The organism is Methylobacterium sp. 174MFSha1.1 (assembly GCF_900116815.1).
GTDB lineage: Bacteria > Pseudomonadota > Alphaproteobacteria > Rhizobiales > Beijerinckiaceae > Methylobacterium.
In genome coordinates this window covers 1-14,476 of record NZ_FPCB01000035.1, presented here as the reverse complement: position 1 = coordinate 14,476, position 14,476 = coordinate 1, and the positions used below count along the sequence as shown (strand labels likewise).

Annotated in this window: 16 protein-coding genes; 7 read left to right on the top strand and 9 right to left on the bottom strand. The window is 72.9% G+C overall.

Annotated features, from left to right (window positions below; translation table 11 throughout):
* Positions 1 to 4 precede the first annotated feature (4 nt).
* From BM430_RS26025 to BM430_RS26015, 3 genes are all read left to right on the top strand, one after another.
* On the top strand, positions 5 to 616 hold the full coding sequence (locus BM430_RS26025; protein ID WP_093570146.1) for a hypothetical protein: 612 nt from the start codon (positions 5 to 7) through the stop codon (positions 614 to 616).
* A gap of 71 nt (positions 617 to 687) precedes the next feature.
* Positions 688 to 1,263 carry a glycoside hydrolase family 108 protein gene (locus BM430_RS26020; RefSeq protein ID WP_093570145.1) on the top strand — a complete coding sequence of 192 codons (576 nt, stop codon included), beginning with the start codon at positions 688 to 690 and terminating at the stop codon, positions 1,261 to 1,263.
* A gap of 30 nt (positions 1,264 to 1,293) precedes the next feature.
* Entirely contained in the window at positions 1,294 to 1,563 is a 270-nt protein-coding gene (locus BM430_RS26015; RefSeq protein WP_093570144.1) for a Pam3-gp28 family putative phage holin, read from the top strand.
* Positions 1,564 to 1,602: 39 nt separating this feature from the next.
* Here the strand turns inward: BM430_RS26015 and BM430_RS26010 are convergent, their stop codons facing one another.
* On the bottom strand, positions 1,603 to 2,472 hold the full coding sequence (locus BM430_RS26010; RefSeq protein ID WP_177303177.1) for a protein-L-isoaspartate O-methyltransferase family protein: 870 nt from the start codon (positions 2,470 to 2,472) through the stop codon (positions 1,603 to 1,605).
* Positions 2,473 to 2,632: 160 nt separating this feature from the next.
* Between BM430_RS26010 and BM430_RS26005 the strand changes: the two genes are divergently transcribed.
* Positions 2,633 to 3,160 (top strand): sigma-70 family RNA polymerase sigma factor, encoded by a 528-nt coding sequence (locus BM430_RS26005; protein ID WP_244539665.1) that lies wholly within the window; start codon positions 2,633 to 2,635, stop codon positions 3,158 to 3,160.
* On the top strand, positions 3,157 to 3,381 hold the full coding sequence (locus tag BM430_RS26000) for a hypothetical protein (protein ID WP_093570142.1): 225 nt from the start codon (positions 3,157 to 3,159) through the stop codon (positions 3,379 to 3,381). Before BM430_RS26005 ends, BM430_RS26000 begins: the two co-directional genes overlap by 4 nt.
* Positions 3,382 to 3,497: 116 nt before the next feature.
* Here BM430_RS26000 and BM430_RS25995 read toward each other — a convergent pair whose 3' ends face one another.
* Positions 3,498 to 4,403: a L,D-transpeptidase gene (locus BM430_RS25995; RefSeq protein WP_093570141.1), complete on the bottom strand. Its 906-nt coding sequence runs from the start codon at positions 4,401 to 4,403 to the stop codon at positions 3,498 to 3,500.
* Between the two features lie 330 nt (positions 4,404 to 4,733).
* Between BM430_RS25995 and BM430_RS25990 the strand changes: the two genes are divergently transcribed.
* Positions 4,734 to 5,234, top strand: coding sequence for a Ros/MucR family transcriptional regulator (locus BM430_RS25990; RefSeq protein WP_093570140.1), 501 nt, complete (start codon positions 4,734 to 4,736; stop codon positions 5,232 to 5,234).
* A 125-nt stretch (positions 5,235 to 5,359) separates the two neighbouring features.
* On the top strand, positions 5,360 to 5,668 hold the full coding sequence (locus tag BM430_RS25985) for a GCG_CRPN prefix-to-repeats domain-containing protein (RefSeq protein ID WP_093570139.1): 309 nt from the start codon (positions 5,360 to 5,362) through the stop codon (positions 5,666 to 5,668).
* Positions 5,669 to 5,741: 73 nt separating this feature from the next.
* Here the strand turns inward: BM430_RS25985 and BM430_RS25980 are convergent, their stop codons facing one another.
* From BM430_RS25980 to dxs, 7 genes are all read right to left on the bottom strand, one after another.
* Positions 5,742 to 6,773, bottom strand: coding sequence for a TIGR03885 family FMN-dependent LLM class oxidoreductase (locus BM430_RS25980; RefSeq protein WP_093570138.1), 1,032 nt, complete (start codon positions 6,771 to 6,773; stop codon positions 5,742 to 5,744).
* Between the two features lie 74 nt (positions 6,774 to 6,847).
* Positions 6,848 to 8,887 carry a squalene--hopene cyclase gene (gene shc, locus BM430_RS25975; protein WP_177303176.1) on the bottom strand — a complete coding sequence of 680 codons (2,040 nt, stop codon included), beginning with the start codon at positions 8,885 to 8,887 and terminating at the stop codon, positions 6,848 to 6,850.
* 77 nt (positions 8,888 to 8,964) lie between these two features.
* Positions 8,965 to 10,260 (bottom strand): hydroxysqualene dehydroxylase HpnE, encoded by a 1,296-nt coding sequence (gene hpnE, locus BM430_RS25970; protein ID WP_093570137.1) that lies wholly within the window; start codon positions 10,258 to 10,260, stop codon positions 8,965 to 8,967.
* A complete protein-coding gene (hpnD, locus tag BM430_RS25965; protein WP_093570136.1) occupies positions 10,257 to 11,117 on the bottom strand; it encodes a presqualene diphosphate synthase HpnD in 861 nt (286 codons plus the stop codon). Before hpnD ends, hpnE begins: the two co-directional genes overlap by 4 nt.
* Positions 11,114 to 11,998, bottom strand: coding sequence for a squalene synthase HpnC (hpnC, locus tag BM430_RS25960; protein WP_093570135.1), 885 nt, complete (start codon positions 11,996 to 11,998; stop codon positions 11,114 to 11,116). Before hpnC ends, hpnD begins: the two co-directional genes overlap by 4 nt.
* Entirely contained in the window at positions 11,995 to 13,032 is a 1,038-nt protein-coding gene (gene hpnA, locus BM430_RS25955; RefSeq protein ID WP_093570134.1) for a hopanoid-associated sugar epimerase, read from the bottom strand. Before hpnA ends, hpnC begins: the two co-directional genes overlap by 4 nt.
* A 181-nt stretch (positions 13,033 to 13,213) precedes the next feature.
* A partial coding sequence (dxs, locus tag BM430_RS25950) for a 1-deoxy-D-xylulose-5-phosphate synthase (protein WP_093570133.1) occupies positions 13,214 to 14,476 on the bottom strand: 1,263 nt, incomplete at its 5' end.

The window sequence follows — 14,476 nt, the reverse complement described above, 5'->3', positions numbered from 1 at the left end:
TCCGATGAGCGAACCCTACCTGTATGAATTCCTCTATCGCGGCCGTCCGGCGGGCTCGGCGGCGGTGCCGGCCTGGCACGTGGTGCTCGGGCAGTCGGTGACGCCGCCCGGCGCCGCCGAGCCGCACTTCGTGACGAGCGGGGCGCTGACGCCGGCGCAAGCCGAGGCGGCGGGGTTCCCGCTCTCCGCGGTGCTGGCGGGGATCGACGCGGCGGCGCTGGCGGGGCGCGACGCGGCCGTGGCCGAGGCGGAGGCCCTGCGGCGCGAGCGGGACGCGGCCGTGGCGGAGCGCGACGCGCTGGCCGCGCGGCTCGCCGCGGGCGAGGCGGCGCCGGCGGGGCCGGTGAGCGACCGGCAGTTCTTCCAGGCGCTCGCCGAGGCGGGCGCCATCACCCGGGACGAGGCGCTGGCGGCGGTGACGACCGGCACGCTGCCGGTGCGGATCGAAGCGGCGGTGGCGAGCCTGCCGGCGGCGGAGCTTTTCGCCGCCCGGATGATGCTGTCGGGCGCCACCACGTTCGAGCGCGGGCACCCGATGGTGGCGCATCTCGGCGCGGCGCTCGGCTACGACGCGGCAGAGCTGGACGCGCTGTGGCGCCAGGCTGCCACCCTCTGATCGCGGCCTGATCCGCGCCCGGGCCGCCCGGCCGGCGCGCCGCGACTCCCTTGCACATCGTGGAGAGACCTATGACCGCGACGACGTTCGAGCGGGCGCTTTCGCTCGTCTTGACACACGAAGGCGGGTGGTCGGACGACCCGGCCGACCCGGGAGGAGCGACGAACCTCGGGGTGACGATCGGCACGTTGAGCCTGTGGCTCGGCCGGCCGGCGACGCGGGCCGAGGTGCGGGCGCTGACGCCGGCGAGCGTGGCACCGCTCTACCGTCGCCGGTTCTGGGATGCGATCCAAGGCGACGCGCTGCCGGCGGGTCTGGATTACGCGCTGTTCGACTTCGCGGTGAACAGCGGCCCGAAGCGGGCGGTGATCGGGCTGCAACGGGCGCTCGACCTCGCCGACGACGGGCGGCTCGGACCGGTGACGCTGGCGGTGCTTGCCGGGCGGGACGTGCCCGGGCTGGTGAATGCCCTGTGCGACGGGCGGCTGGCGTTCCTGCAGGCGCTGTCGACCTGGCCGCGCTTCGGCCGCGGCTGGGGCCGGCGGGTCGAGGAGGTGCGGGCCGCAGCCCTCGCGCTCCACGCCGCTCCTGACCGGCTCGCCGCACCGGCTTCCTGCCCCGCCTGCGGACGGACCTTCGCGGCCTGACGCACCCCCGACTGTCGGCAGGAGACCGCCATGAACCAGGACCAGCTCACCACACTGCTGCGCACCCTGCTGCAATTCGGCGGCGGCATTGCCGTCGGGCGCGGCTGGATCGATGCCGAAACCTCCACCGCCCTGACCGGCGCGCTGGTGACGCTCCTCGTCACCGTCTGGGGCCTCTACGTGCGGCGCAATGCCGGCCTCGTCGCCTCGGCGGCGGCGCTGCCGAGCGTCAAGGTCATCCTGGCCGATCCGGCAACGGCGGATGCGGTCCCAAGTCCCAAGGTCCGGCCGCCGACGTAGCGCATGGCCGGCTGCCCCCGCCCGCTCGCGGCCCTGTCCTCAGGTGTAGGCGAGGCACCAGCCCGGACCGCGCAGCCAGCATCGGTCGTCCGGGAGGGCATCCGTGCGGTGGAGCATCCGGACGTCGTCCTGGCCGCCGGCCGCCAGCGCGCGCGCCAGGGCCTGCTCGGCCTCCGGGTCGCGGGTGCCGGCGCACGGATAGATCAGGGTCGGGGAGAGGCAGCGCGCCGCGTAGGCCCGCTCGTCGCGACGCTCGATCAGGAAGACAGCCCCCCGGGTGATCGGCGCCCCGGGCCGTCGTCCGGCGGTGAGGGGCAGGATCAATCGCCCGCCGATCGTCAGCGCGTCGAGCCAGGATTCGGCCGGTCGGGCCGCGCCGGCATTGACGAGGACGAGGTCGGCCGGGGGCAACGTCGTGGCGGCGCCGTCGCCCGCGACGATGCGGACCTGCGGCAGCCCGGCCAGCACATCGGCCGCGAAGGCTGCAAGGTCGGGATCGTGCTCGATGCCGAGCACCCGGCCCTGCTCGCCGGCGAGGCGGGCCAGCAGGGCGGTGTAGTACCCGGTCCCCGTGCCGACATGCACCGCCTGCATGCCGCGCTCCGGTCGCCCCCGGGCGATCAGGCCGACGAGGAACGAGGGCTGCCCGTTGTTGAGGTGCCGGTCCGGCCGGATCGCCACCGGCACGTCCTGGTAGAGATAGACCGGATCGTCGTCGGGCGTCGGCACGTAGCCGCCGGACAACCGGGCCAGCTGCCAGGGTCCCGGCGGCAGGAAGCGCTCGCGGGGAATCGTCTCCAGGGCCGCCTCCAGGGCGCTCCGCAGCCCGGCCTCGTCCGGCGCCGCCGCGTGGGCGATGTGCCGGGCATAGATGTGCCGTGCGAGGGCAATCCGCGCGTCCCGTCTCATGGTGCCTGCTCCCGATCTGCGCTCTCGGGCCGCCGATGCGCGGCCAGGGGAGGAGGCACACGAGCGCCCGGGACGCGGACCGGCCGGAATTTTTTGTTTTCGGTTGTCCGCTTCCGGCGAGGCCGTGCGCATGACGCGGGAGACGTAAGGCAGGGCGACGATGGAGACGGACGAGGCGGAGCAGCGCGACGTGGCGGGAGCGATCCGCGGCCTGTCGACGGCCGATCTCGCGCGCCTGCGGGCGCTCGCCCGGCTGCGGGCGCGCCGGCTTCCCGGCATCGACTGGTCGGACATCCTGCACGAGGCGATCGTGCGGGCGCTCGACGGCACGCGGCTCTGGCCGCCGGGGGTCCCGGTCCTGGTCTTCCTCGCCGGCTGCATGCGCTCGATCGAGCACGACATCCGGCGCCGCCGGGCGCGGGAGCAGGCCTGGCGGGAGACGGACGCGACGGAGGACGAGGGCCCCGATCCCGAGCGGGCGATCGCCGCCGCTCAGGCGCTGGCTGCGATCGTGGCGCTGTTCTCCGGCGACGAGACGGTGCTGCGGATCATCGAGGGGCTCGGCCAGGGCCGCACGGCCGCCGAGATCCGCGCCCGGCACGGACTGTCCCAGACCGACTACGACAGCGCCCGCAAGCGCCTGCGCCGCGCACTGCTGCGGCTCGATTCCGAGGGAGGTTCGCGATGACCCAGTGGCGACCCGACCGCGCGCTCGACCGCCTCATCGAGGCGCTCGAGGCCGAGATCCTGTCGGCGCCCGAGCCGGAGGTGCGGGCCCTCGTCGGGGAGGCCGCCCGCGACGCCGAGGCCCTGCGGCGGCTGGTGCTGCGGGCGGTCGACCGCGCGGAGGAGGGGGCCGGCCTGCCGCCGGGAGCGGCCGGGAGAGCCCCGGCGCTGCGGCGGCCCTGATCCGGCCGGGGCCGTCAGAGCAGCGTCCGATCACGTTGTGATCGGACGCTGCTCTGGATCTTTAATTTTGCCGCATTTTCTGCGACGAACCGGCATCCACTTCGTCGGAAAATGCTCTAGCCGAGCACCACCACCTGCGCGCCGACCGGCACGCGGGCGTAGAGGTCGATCGCGTCCTGGTTGATCATCCGGATGCAGCCCGATGAGACGCTGCGGCCGATGCTCTCCGGCTCGGTGGTGCCGTGGATGCGGAACAGCGTGTCCTTGTTGTTCTGCCACAGGTAGAGGGCGCGGGCGCCGAGCGGGTTGCGCGGGCCGCCCGGCACGCCGAGCCCGCTCTGCAGCTTGGACACGCTGCGGGCGAGCGCCGGCTGGCGGGCGATCATCTCCTTGGGCGGGTACCAGTCCGGCCAGGCCTGCTTGGAGTTGATGGTGGCGGCCCCGTTCCAGGCGAAGCCCTGGCGGCCGACGCCGACGCCGTAGCGGCGGGCCCGGCCGCCCTCCTGGATCAGGTAGAGGTGGTGCGCCCGCGGATCGACCACGATCGTGCCGGGTGCGTAGCGGCCGCCATAGGCGACCTCCTGGCGCAGGAAGGACGGGTTGGCCCGGCGCCAGCGGAAGGCCTGGACCGGGAACGGCTCGGTGTCGAGCGCCGCGTAGGCGCGGGCGTAGTCGATCGGCCCGTCATCGACGACGACGGTCGGGCTCGGATCCGCCGTGCCCGGCAGCGGCTGCGGCTCCGCGGCGCGGCGACCGCCCCAGAACGAATCCTCCTCCGGCGCCTGGGCGGGAGCGGGCTCGCCCCGGTAGTACGGGTCCGCGGCCTGACCGCGCGGATCCTGTCCCCGCGTGTCGTAGAACGTGCCGTCCTCCGCCGGGACGGGAGCGCGGGAGCGCCGGCGCCGGACGGGGGCGATATCCTGGTCCGTCCAGGCGAAGGCGGGGCGCGCGCCCGCCAGCAGCGTCGAAGCGAGGCCGGCGGCGGTGCCGGCGACCAGGAAGCGGCGGTTCTTGTCGGTCATGGGAGGTCTTGAGGATCGTGCTGACAGGAACGGGACGCCGGATGGCGCAATGCAGCAACAGCTAGGGCATTTCCCCGACGAGGGGAAACCACGGTCCAAGAAAAAACCGCCAGGACCAACGGGCTAGCACGATATCCGGGCGGGTGTGGCACCGCTGCCGCCCGGGCCGGACGGCCTCCGGCGCATGACGGATCCAGCCAACCGATCGCGTGCGATACTTTTTCTATTTCGTATCCGAACTGACGAAATCTGTTGTTACGCATATCACCTGTGGTTGACGCCCCCGACAACACGTGCCCTCTTGGGCCGGTCACTTCGATCTGGTGCGCCATGACCAACGACGACTCCACCCGGTCGCTCGATCTGATCGAGCTCGCTGCCGACGTCGTGTCGGCTTATGTGGCGAACAACTCCGTTCCGGCGGCGGACGTGCCGGGGTTGATCGCGGCGGTCCACACGTCGCTGAGCCAGCTCGGCGCCGCGCCGGCGCCGGAGCCCGAGCGGGCGACGCCGCCGGTCCCGATCCGCCGGACGGTCACCCCCGACCACATCATCAGCCTGGAGGACGGCAAGCCCTACAAGACGCTGAAGCGTCACCTGGCCGGCCGCGGGCTCACCCCCGAGCAGTACCGCCAGAAATGGGGCCTGCCGCCGGACTACCCGATGGTCGCCGCCAACTACGCCGCCCAGCGCTCCGAGCTCGCCAAGAATTCGGGCCTCGGCCAGAGCCGGCGCGGTCGCGGGCGCGGCGCGGCCATGCGGGCCGCTTCCGACCCGGTGGTCTCCGGGCCGGCGCCGGAGAAGCCCCGGCCCACCGGCAAGCGGCGCTGAGCCGCATCCGCGGCGAGCGGGAGCCGACCCGGCGCGCTCATCGTGCATTCAGGTCGTTAGTTCTTTCCTGGAGGGGCAGGGCGGTCCGCACGGCCGCCCCTCACATCCCAAGGAGAGATCCTACGATGATGCACGTCAAGGTGCTCGGGATGGCCGCCCTCGTCGCGGGCGGCCTGATCGGTAGCCTGGGTCTCGCGTCGACCGCGCAGGCCGCCCCGATCGGCCTCGGCGCGGCGGGCGCGCTCGCGCCGGAGACCGGCGTGACGAAGGTGGCCGGGGGCTGCGGTCCGGGCTTCTTCCCGAACCGCTTCGGCATCTGCCGCCCGTTCTACGGGCCGCGGCCGTTCTACGGCCCGCGCCCCTATTATTACGGCCCACGGCCGTATTGGCGGCGCCCGTATTACGGCCCGCGCCGGTTCTATTACGGCTACTGATCCGGGATCATGCCGACGAAAGGCGCCCGACCGGCCGGTCGGGCGCCTTTTCGCGTTCAGGGCCCGGAAGAGTCTATCCGGCTCGCGCCGCCGGCTTGCGCCCGAACGGGTCGAATTCGATCACCGGGGCCTTGCGGCCGTGGAGCACCGGCAGCACCCGCTCGCCGAAGGCGTCGATGAAGGCCGCCTGGTTGCCGCCGACCTGGTGCAGGTCGATCGAGTCGAAGCCGAGTGCCGCGCAGGCGGCGATGCGCTCGGTCAGGGCCGGCAGGTCGTGGGAGATCAGCACCGCCTCGTGCATGTCCTCAGGCCGCAGGTAGCGGGCGGCGGCCTCGAAATCGGCCGGGCGGGGCAGCTCCCAGGCGACCGAGGCCGGCAGGGCGTTGAAGCGCCACTCGGCATGAGCCTGGCGCAGGGCCTCGGCCGGGTCGGGGGCGTAGCTCAGGTCCATCTTCAGGAAGACTGGCTTGTCGGCGCCGCCGCTCTCGCGGAAGGCGTCGACGATCGGCCCCAGCACCTCCGGGCTCGTCCCGACGGTGAGGAGCCCGTCGGCCCAGGTGCCGAGCCAGGCGGCGGTCTCGACGCTGGTGGCAGCCCCCACGAGGCGGGTCGGGGTCTCGGGCAGCGACCACACCTTGGCGTCGACCGCCGTCAGGCGGCCGCGCTGCGTCACGGTCTCGCCGGCGAGCAGCGCCCGCATGATCTCGGCGCCCTCGCGCAGGCGGGCGTTGCGCTCGGCCTTGTCGGGCCAGGGCCCGCCGGTGGCGCGCTCGTTCATCGCCTGGCCGCTGCCGAGCGCCACCCACGGCACCCGGCCGGGGAACATCTGCCCGAGGGTCGCCACGGCCTGGGCGAGCACCACCGGATGGTAGCGCCAGCCTCCCGGCACCGAGATGATCCCGAAGGTCAGGCGCTCCGTCGCCTGCAGGGCGGCGCCGAGCCAGGACCAGGCGAAGCCGGATTCGCCCTGGCTCGGCGACCAGGGCTGGAGGTGGTCGGAGGAGAAGGCCCCGTCGAAGCCGGCCTGCTCGGCCCGCTGGGCGAGCGCGAGCAGCGCCCGGGGCGGGCACTGCTCGTGGGAGATGTGGTAGCTGTACAGGGTCATCGCGCGGCTCCCGGCCCGGGGAATGCCCGAGCCCGGGCGGTCGTTCCGGGCGGGCGCGGTTGCGCCGCGCCCCGCTACATCCCCACCGCGACCTTGCGGCTGTTGCCCCGCTGGAGGTTGCGGTAGCGCGCCAGCGCCCAGAGCGGGAAGAACTTCGCGTAGCCGTGATAGCGCAGGTAGAACACCCGCGGGAAGCCGGTACCGGTGTAGAACTCCTCGCCCCACAGCCCGTCCGTGCCTTGCGTGCGGGCGAGGTAGTTGATGCCGCGGGCCACCGCCGGGTGGTCGGCCTCGCCCGCCGCCATCAGGGCGATCAGCGCCCAGGCGGTCTGCGAGGCGGTGCTGCCGGCGCGCTCGTAGCCGCGATACTCGAGCTTGTAGCTCGCCGCGTCCTCGCCCCAGCCGCCGTCGGGATTCTGGATCGCGACCAGCCACTCCACCGCCTTGCGCATCGGCGCCGAGGCCGGGTCCTGGCCGGCGGCGTTGAGCGCGCAGAGGGCCGACCACGTCCCGTAGATGTAGTTCATGCCCCAGCGGCCGTACCAGCTGCCGTCCTCCTCCTGGTCGGCGAGCAGGTAGTCGACGGCCCGCGCCAGCACCGGGCTCGTCTGCTTGGTCTCGCCGAGCTGGGCGAGCATCGAGATGCAGCGGGCGGTGACGTCGGCGGTCGGCGGGTCGAGGAGCGCCCCGTGGTCGGAGAACGGGATGTAGTTCAGGTAGTGGTAGGTGTTGTCGGCGTCGAACGCCGCGAAGCCGCCGTCGCGGCTCTGCAGGCCCTCGATCCACTCGCGGGCGCGGGCGATCGAGTGGGTGTAGTCCGAGCCGCCCTCGCCGGGGCCGAGGCGGGTCTGGGCCCGGTCCATCGCCATCGCCACCACGGCGGTGTCGTCGAGGTCGGGATAGTGCGGGTTGTTGTACTGGAACGCCCAGCCGCCCGGGCGCACGTCCGGCTTGCGGGCCGCCCAGTCGCCCTTGATGTCGAGCACCTGGAGGGGCTTCAGCCATTCGAGGGCGGCGCGGGCCTGGCGCTCGTTCTCCGGCCCGCCGGCCTCCATCAGGGCGTGGGCGGCGAGCGCCGTGTCCCAGACCGGCGACAGGCAGGGCTGGACGTAGGCCTCGTGCTCCTTGACGGTGACGAGCTTCTCGACCGCCGAGCGCGCCGTGACCACCAGGGGATGATCCTCCGGATAGCCCAGCGCCTCGTACATCAGCACCGAGTTGGCGATGGCCGGGAAGATGGCGCCCAGGCCGTCCTCACCGTTCAGCCGCTCGCTGACGAAGGCCACCGCCTTGTCGACCGCCTTGGCGCGGGGCCCGGCCGGGAACAGGGGCTCGACCACCCGCAGGATGTCGTCGATGACCGCGAAGACCGGGCGCCAGGGCGAGGATTCCTGGGCGCCGGAGGGCCAGCGCCGGATCCGCTCCGGATCCTGGGTGAACAGCTCGCGCACGCCGATCCCGCGCGGGTTCTTCGCCCGCGGCTTCTTCATCTGCAGGATGAAGAGCGGCACCATCACGGTGCGGGCCCAGTACGACACCTTGTCGAGGTGGAACGGGAACCACCGCGGCAGCAGCATCACCTCGACCGGCATCACCGGCACGGCGCTCCACGGCACCTCGCCGTAGAGGGCGAGCAGGGTGCGGGTGAAGACGTTGGCATGCGCCGCGCCGCCGCGCTGCAGGATCGCGTCCCGGGCCCGGCGCATGTGCGGCGCGTCGGGGGAATCGCCGATCATCTTGAGCGCGAAATACGCCTTGACGGTGGCGCTGATGTCGAGGGGGCCCTCGTGCACCAGGGCCCAGCCGTGATGCAGCGCGCTCTGCGTCCGGCGCAGGTAGACGGCGATCTTCTCCTCCAGCTCCCGCGGCGGAATCGACGCGCGGAAGTGATGGTAGAGGATGTACTCGGACGGGATGGTGGCGTCGGCCTCGAGTTCGAAGCACCAGTGGCCGTCGGCATGCGCCAGTTGCGTCAGCGCCCGGGACGCGGCCGACACCCGCCGCTCGACCTCGTCGAGGGTGATGTCCTGCGTGCTCTTGCGTTGCAGCGTCTCGACCTTGCCCACGGTGTCTCTGCCTTCCTCGTGCGAGGGCGGCTCCGCCCCGCCGCCCATGATGCCATCCCGATAGGTTTCCGCAGCGCACAAAACGCCGCGCACGCCCACGCTGTTCCTCGAAGCCGGCCCCGGCGTCAAGCGGCTCCGCGCAACGCAGCGTTGCCGCCGGCACCGACACCGGCGCCTGAGAGCACCTGCGCCGCCGTCGCTCCGGAGCGGATCGCCCCCTCGATGGTCGAGGGGAGCCCGGTCGCGGTCCAGTCTCCCGCGAGGGCCAGGTTGGCGATGTGCGTGCGCGCACCGGGCCGGCGCGCAGCTTCCGCCGGCGTCGCCGCGAAGGTGGCGCGCTTCTCCTTGACGATCTGCCAGCGCGGCAGGGGCTCGCCGGAGAACCCTGAGAGCCGCGAGACCTCGTCCCAGATCGTACGGGCGAGGTCCTCGCGCGGCACGTCGAGCAGGCGGTCGGCGCCGCTGATCGTCACCGAGAGCCGGTCGGGATAGGAGAAGAGCCACTCGGTGACGCCGCCGACGACGCCCAGCAGCAGCGGCGCTCCCGGCTTCGGGGCGAGCGCGAAATGGGCGTTGACGATCGAGCGGTGGCTTTGCGGGGTATCCAAACCCGGCATCAGGTCGGCGGCGACCCAGGGCGGCAGCGCCAGCACAGCCGCGTCGTCGGGGCCGATCTCCTCCGCGCCGTCCGTGAAGTCGAGCCGGGTCAGGCGCCCGCCCTCGATGCCGAGCCCGCGCAGGCGGCGGCCGAAGCGCATCTCCGCGCCGGCCTCGGCGAGGGCCTTGAGGGCCGGATCGACGAAGGCCGCCGAGAGGCCCTCGACCGCGACGAGGGGGCGGCAGGCCTTGCCGCCGGCGCCGAGCGTCTCGCGCAGGATCGTGGCGGCGAGCCCCGCGTCGCTCTCCTGCGGCTCGGTGTTGAGGGCGGCGAGGAGCACCGGGCGCCAGAGCCGGTCCCACAGGAGCCCCTCGCAGGCCATGCTCTCGCCGATCGTCGCGGCCTTCGCCGCGCCGCGGAAGATGCCCAAGGGCGCGAGGTAGTCGCGGGCGCGGCTGCCCGGCACCCGGCGGCGGGCGTCGAGCACCCACCAGGGCAGGCGCCCGGCATTCGGCCTCAAGGTCCAGCGCTCGCCCGTGGCGAGGTCGGCGAAGGCGAAGGCGGCCTCATCCGGCCCGGCGAGCACGCCCTCGGGCGCGCCGGCCAGTTTCAGGAAATCGAGGGCGTCGCGGTTGCCCGACAGGAGCAGGTGGTTGCCGTTGTCGATCGTCAGGCCGAGGGCCGGATCGAAGTAGGAGCGGCAGCGCCCACCGGCCTGCTTGGCCGCCTCGTGCACCACGACGCGGCGTCCGGCCTTGGCGAGGCGCAAGGCCGCGGAGAGGCCGGCGAGGCCGGCGCCGAGGACATGAACCGTCCCCATCAGACGATCGCCTGACGCAGGAGGACACCGATCAGCGCGAGCTTGCCGGGCTTCACCCGCGCCCGGGGCGCCGCCCAGCCGCGCTTGCGCAGGCCGACGAGGATCAGGTGATAGGCTGCCCCCATGATCCGGGGCGCCTTGGTGGCCTTCCGGGATTCGCGGTTCATGATCGCCCAGGAGGCATCGTAATGCGCCTGCGCCTCGTCGAGGAGCCGGGCGCAGACTTCACCGAGGCGCGGATGGGCGAGCGCGCTCTCCGGGGTCGGGTGGGACAGGCCGATCGCCGCCAGCGGCTCGGCGGGCAGGTAGAGCCGGCCGCGCTCGGCATCCTCGTCGATGTCACGCAGGATGTTGGTGAGCTGCAGCGCCCGGCCGAGATGGTGGGCGAGCTTGATGCCGGGCTCCTCGGGCAGGCCGAAGATCCGCACCGAGAGGCGGCCGACGGCGCTGGCGACGCGGTCGCAATAGAGGTCGAGGGTCGCCGAATCGGGGGCGACGATGTCGGCCTCGGCGTCCATCGCCATACCGTCGATCACCGCCTGGAAATCCTCGCGCCGGAGGCCGAACTGGCGTACCGGCCCGACGAGGGGTTGGGTGCGCGGGACGGGCCGGCCGGCATAGAGCGCGTCGATGTCGGCGCGCCAGCGGTCGAGCTCGGCCGCCCGCACCTCGCGGGCGCCGCCATCGTCGGCGACGTCGTCGACGGCGCGGCAGAAGGCATAGACCGCGTACATCGCGTCGCGCTGCTCGGCCGGCAGCAGCCGCATGGCGGTGTAGAACGACGATCCGGCGGCCGGCAGGGCCGGGGCCTCGTCCGAGGCTTCGACCGGCGAGGCGGGCTGGGAGGCGAGGGCGGTCACGGGCGGGCTCCCCGCAGGGCCGGGTGGAGGCGGCGGCGGAACGGCCGCCGGGCGAGGGCAGAGGCGGCGGCACCGAGCGCGGTGAGCGCGAAGGCGGCCTTGCCGTGATGGACCTTCTCGCTCAGCGGATCGCGGATCAGCAGGCCGCGGGCGAGCAGCACCGCGAGGCGGTGGATCGCCGCGATCTCCATGGCGAGCCGCGTGTCGTCGATCAGGTCGGGCAGGGGCCTTCCCTCCTCGAGGAGGTCGAGGCAGCGTTGCGCCAGTTCCCGGATCACGGCGCGGAGCGCCGGGGTGGCGCGCTCGGCCCCCAGATCCTCGATGCGGGCGCCGTGCTTCTCCAGAATCTCCCGCGGCAGGTAAACCCGGTCGACATTCCGATAATCCTTGCCGCAATCCTGCAGGTGGTTGATCACTTGGAGCGCGGTACAGATCGCGTCGGAGGTGGGCCAGGTGCGGCCCGGATCCTCGCCGTGCACGTCGAGGACGAAGCGGCCGACCGGCACCGCCGAGTAGCGGCAATAATGCGCGAGTTCGTCCCAGTTCTCGTAGCGCGACTTGTGCGCGTCCATCCGGAACGCGTCGAGGAGTTCGAGCGCGTGGCGCGGCGGCAATCCGCGCTCGGCGAGCGAGCGGCGCAAGGGCGCGGCCTCCGGATCGTCGGGGCCCTCGGCCGTCAGCGCGTCGGCGAGGCCGTCGAGGAGCGCGATCTTCCGCTCCGGCGACAGGCCGGCATTGTCGGCGACGTCGTCGCCGGCCCGGACGAAGTAGTAGAAGTCGAGGATCGGGCCGCGGTGGCGCGGATGGATCAGGTGCGAGGCGACCGGAAAATTCTCGTCGCGGTGCCCCTTGCCGGAGCGCGCCTCGGTGGCGGTTGTCATCGGATGTATCCAGCCTGACGGAACCAGGCGACGGCGTCGGACAGGCCGTCGCGGTAGGGCCGGGCCGCGTAGCCGAGCTCGGCCCGCGCCTTGGCGTCGGAGAAGAACATGCGGTAGCGCGACATCCGGATGCCGTCGATGGTGGCGAGCGGCGCCTTGCCGGTGACGCGCGCGGCGAGCTCGGACACGAAGGCCACCGGATAGACCGCCGCCCGCGGCAGCCGCACGGTCGGGGGCTTTCGCCCGACGAGGCCGGCGATATCGGCGAGCATGCGCGACAGGAGCACGTCCTCGCCCCCTAAGATGTAGCGCTCGCCGATGCGGCCCCTGTGCAGGGCGAGCAGATGGCCCTTTGCCACGTCGTCGACGTGGACGAGGTTCAGGCCCGTATCGACGAAGGCCGGCATCTTGCCGTTGGCCGCCTCGACGATGATCCGTCCGGTCGGGGTCGGCTTGACGTCGCGCGGGCCGATCGGGGTCGAGGGATTGACGATCACCGCCGGCAGGCCCTCGCGGGCCACCATCTCCTCGACCACCCGCTCGGCCACCACCTTGCTGCGCTTGTAGGCGCCGATGGCGGTCTCGGGCGTCAGCGGCCGGGTCTCGTCGGCGGGCGTGCCGTCGTCGTGCGGCTTGATGGTCGCGACGCTCGACGTGTAGACCACCCGCTCGACTTTCGCGTCGAGGGCCGCCCGCATCAGGGCCCTTGTGCCGTCGCGGTTGGTGCGCACGATCTCTTCCGGATCCGGCGCCCAGAGCCGGTAATCCGCCGCGGCGTGGACGAGGTAGCGCATGCCGCGCATGCCGGCAGCGGCCGCCTCGGGGTCGCGCATGTCGCCCTCGACGATCTCGACGTCGGGCCAGGTCAGGTTGGTGCGCGGGCTCGTCGCGCGCACCAGCACCCGCACCGGGAAGCCGGCGGCCCGGAACACGTCGACCAGCGCCGGACCGAGGAAGCCGCTGGCGCCGGTGATCAGCACCGGGCCGGGCTCGAATCCGGGGTCGGGCAAAGTGCGATTCTCGGCCTCGGTCATGCGTTCCTTCTCGGCGGCTCGGGCGGTGGGCCCGGTCTCCGGCAGTGACAAGTCGGGAAGCCGGGCCGCTTCTGCCAGCCCGGCGCCATGCCCGCAAGGCATGGGCGGTCGATCGCGGGCGGGCGTGCCGCCCGCGCATCAGCATCCTGATGCCGGGATGATCCGGTCCCGGCGGCAGGCCTCAGGCGAGGCGCAGGCGCCCACCCCGCTCGGCCGCGGCCTCCCGCACCGGCAGGGTCGCCTCCACCACCTTGACGATCGAGGCCGCGTCGAGGCCTGCCTCCGCGTACATCCGGTCCGGCGTGTCGTGCTCCTGGTAGGCATCCGGCAGCGTCAGGGTGCGCACCCGCACACGCCCCTCGTCCAGCGCACCGCGACCCGACAACAGGTGCAGCACCATCGCCCCGAAGCCGCCCACCGACCCCTCTTCCAGGGTCACCAGGACCTCGTGGCTCGCCGCCAGATCCAGGATCAGCGCCTCGTCGAGCGGCTTCGCAAACCGCGCATCCGCCACCGTCACGGCGATGCCGGCCGCCTCAAGCCGCTCCGCCGCCTTCAGCGCCTCCGCCAGACGCGTACCGAGGCTCAGCAGAGCCACCCGCGCCCCCTCGGGACGCCGGATCACCCGGCCCTTGCCGATCGGCAGAACCTCGCCCGTCTCCGGCAGCTCGACGCCGACGCCCTCGCCGCGGGGATAGCGGAACGCGATCGGACCCGAATCGTGCGCGTGGGCGGTCGCCACCATGTGCACCAGCTCGGCCTCGTCCGCCGCCGCCATCACCGTCATGTTCGGCAGGCAGCACAGATAGGCAAGGTCGAATGCGCCCGCATGCGTCGCGCCGTCCGCCCCCACCAGACCGGCCCGGTCGAGGGCGAAGCGCACGGGCAGGTTCTGCAGCGCCACGTCGTGCACCAGCTGGTCGTAGCCGCGCTGCAGGAACGTCGAGTAGATCGCGCAGAACGGCTTGTAGCCCTCCGTCGCCAGACCGCCAGCGAAGGTCACCGCGTGCTGCTCGGCGATGCCGACGTCGAAGGTCCGCTCCGGGTGCACCTTGGCGAACAGGTCGACGCCGGTGCCCGACGGCATCGCGGCGGTGATCGCCACCACCTTGTCGTCGGCGTCCGCCGCCTTGATCAGGCTCTCGCCGAACACGCGGGTATAGGCCGGGGCGTTGGGCTTGGCCTTGGTCTGCTTGCCCGAGACGACGTCGAACTTCACCACAGCGTGGCCGCGGTCGGCCGCGGCCTCGGCGGGGGCGTAGCCCTTGCCCTTCTGGGTGACGACGTGGACCAGCACCGGGCCGTCGGGCGCGTCGCGCACGTTCTTGAGGACGGGCAGCAGGTGGTCGAGGTTGTGGCCGTCGATCGGCCCGACATAGTGGAAGCCGAGCTCCTCGAACATCGTGCCGCCGCCGGCCAGGATGCCGCGGGCATACTCTTCCGC

Bases quoted from the DNA above. Each gene is read 5' to 3' on its own strand.
- BM430_RS26025 (WP_093570146.1), top strand. From the start codon at position 5: ATGAGCGAACCCTACCTGTATGAATTCCTCTATCGCGGCCGTCCGGCG.
- BM430_RS26020 (WP_093570145.1), top strand. From the start codon at position 688: ATGACCGCGACGACGTTCGAGCGGGCGCTTTCGCTCGTCTTGACACAC.
- BM430_RS26015 (WP_093570144.1), top strand. From the start codon at position 1,294: ATGAACCAGGACCAGCTCACCACACTGCTGCGCACCCTGCTGCAATTC.
- BM430_RS26010 (WP_177303177.1), bottom strand. From the start codon at position 2,472: ATGAGACGGGACGCGCGGATTGCCCTCGCACGGCACATCTATGCCCGG.
- BM430_RS26005 (WP_244539665.1), top strand. From the start codon at position 2,633: ATGGAGACGGACGAGGCGGAGCAGCGCGACGTGGCGGGAGCGATCCGC.
- BM430_RS26000 (WP_093570142.1), top strand. From the start codon at position 3,157: ATGACCCAGTGGCGACCCGACCGCGCGCTCGACCGCCTCATCGAGGCG.
- BM430_RS25995 (WP_093570141.1), bottom strand. From the start codon at position 4,403: ATGACCGACAAGAACCGCCGCTTCCTGGTCGCCGGCACCGCCGCCGGC.
- BM430_RS25990 (WP_093570140.1), top strand. From the start codon at position 4,734: ATGACCAACGACGACTCCACCCGGTCGCTCGATCTGATCGAGCTCGCT.
- BM430_RS25985 (WP_093570139.1), top strand. From the start codon at position 5,360: ATGATGCACGTCAAGGTGCTCGGGATGGCCGCCCTCGTCGCGGGCGGC.
- BM430_RS25980 (WP_093570138.1), bottom strand. From the start codon at position 6,773: ATGACCCTGTACAGCTACCACATCTCCCACGAGCAGTGCCCGCCCCGG.
- shc (WP_177303176.1), bottom strand. From the start codon at position 8,887: ATGGGCGGCGGGGCGGAGCCGCCCTCGCACGAGGAAGGCAGAGACACC.
- hpnC (WP_093570135.1), bottom strand. From the start codon at position 11,998: ATGACAACCGCCACCGAGGCGCGCTCCGGCAAGGGGCACCGCGACGAG.
- hpnA (WP_093570134.1), bottom strand. From the start codon at position 13,032: ATGACCGAGGCCGAGAATCGCACTTTGCCCGACCCCGGATTCGAGCCC.